General features: G+C 73.3%; 2 protein-coding genes. Both read right to left on the reverse strand.

Annotation, left to right across the window (positions count from 1 at the left end; translation table 11 throughout):
* Positions 1–686, reverse strand: a 686-nt coding sequence (locus H5J30_RS31360) for an EI24 domain-containing protein (RefSeq protein ID WP_181790937.1), incomplete at its 3' end; no start/stop codon positions are given.
* Positions 687–739: 53 nt separating this feature from the next.
* Positions 740–1,728, reverse strand: a 989-nt coding sequence (locus H5J30_RS31365; RefSeq protein WP_181790939.1) for a hypothetical protein, incomplete at its 5' end; no start/stop codon positions are given.

Consider the following 1,728-nt stretch of genomic DNA (forward strand, 5'->3'; position numbering starts at 1 on the left):
GGCATCACCACCACCGCGGCCAGCGGGACCAGGAACAGCAGCACGACCGGCACGCCGAAGCCGAGCGCGAGCATCTTGCGCCGGCGCAGCAGCGCCAGCCGCCCGCGCACGTCGATCCCGCGGCGCTGCAAGGCGAACGACGTCAGCTCGACCGTGAGGAAGAAGCCGGCGACGGCGAAGCCGAGCGCGGGCACGACCGTCTGCCCGAAGAACGGGACGAAGCCGAGGAAGAACAGCGGCACGGTGAGCATCAGCGCCCGCGACAGCACATGGACACTCTCCTTCAACGACCGCCACAGCCCCGGCAGCAGCGGCTCGTCCGGGCTGGGCGGGCAGTGCCCCGCGTCCTCTTCGACGCGCCCGGACAGCGCCTCGTAGAAGGGGTCTCCGATCAGCAGCGCGACGGCCGTGAACGTGAGCAGCGCGAGGCCGATGCCGCCGAGCAGCAGCAGCGCCATGAACAGCCCGCGCAGCAGCCCGGGCCAGGGCGAGTCCCAGTCGTCGGCGAAGGGCGTGGCCCACACGGCGATGTCGTCGGCCCAGTAGGCGAGGGCGGCGAGCGCGGCGGCGTAGAGCACGAGCGCGATGAGCGCGGGCACGAGGCCGAGGGCCCACGACCGCCCGTGCCCCGCGACCCAGCGCAGCCCCTTGCCGAGGTAGCCGAATCCGGTGGTGAAGTCACGCATGCCCGCAACCCTAGAGGGTCGCGGGCATGCGCGGTCGCGGGCGGGCGCCGGGGTCAGCGCTCGGTGAACTCCGGGACCCAGCGGCCGGCGTCGGCGCCGTCGCCGACGCGGTTGCCGGACAGCGGGATCACCTCGTCGTCGTCGAAGCCGATGAGCACGAGGCGGTTCTTGTACTCGTTCTCCTGGCAGACCCCCGGGTCGCAGCCCCAGGCGATCAGCCGCTCGTCGTCGGCCCAGGCGAGGAGCTGCTGCCCGGGCACCTTCGCGACGCGCTCGCCGGTACGGGCGTCGAGCACCTCGGAGGCGATCCCGCCGCCCTCGCCGGTGAACTCGCCGCCGACCAGCCGGCCGTCGGGCGACAGGCCGGCCTCGGCGTACGAGACGTGCTTCTCCTCCGCCGGCCGCTCGGCCTTCGCGCCGTCCAGGTCGTAGTAGAGGCGCCCGGGCTCGTACGGCCAGTGCTCCCAGAGCAGTTCGCCGTCGCTGCTCCAGTTCAGGTCCTCGCGGCCGTTCATGCCGGGCTCCGGGTTCTCGGGGTCCTCGGCGTACGGCAGTTCGGTGTACGCGGCGTCGCCGGAGTCCGCGTCGGCGGTGTAGAAGCCGGTGCGGCTGCGCTTGGCGCCCGGCACCTTGTCGTCGTTCAACCAGTACGAGGCGTCCTTGAAGCGGCGGTCGGGGTTGTGGGAGTACGCGGTGGCCACGAGCCGTTCGCCGTCCGGCGAGAACTCCACCGAGCCCGCGCCCTCGCCGTCGAGCGGGATCCACCGCTCCACCTCGCCGGTGGCCAGGTCCAGCAGACCGATGCGCTCGGCGGGCAGGTCGTCTTCGAGGACGGCCGCGGTGCGCATCCCGGGGGCGACGTCGATCCAGGCCCAGTCGGTCTCCTCGTACCGCCCGGTGTCCGGGTCGTACAGGCGCCACTTGCGGCCCGCGAGGGCGTCGCCGCCGGGCAGTTCCTCGGTCTCGTTGGTGTACCAGGTGGCCAGGGCCACGTCGCCGGCGGCGATCAGCCCCTGCGGCGGCGACTCCCCCGGCCGCCCGA

Origin of the sequence: Streptomyces phytophilus, assembly GCF_013870535.1 — a bacterium.
GTDB classification, from domain to species: Bacteria; Actinomycetota; Actinomycetes; order Streptomycetales; family Streptomycetaceae; genus Streptomyces; species Streptomyces phytophilus.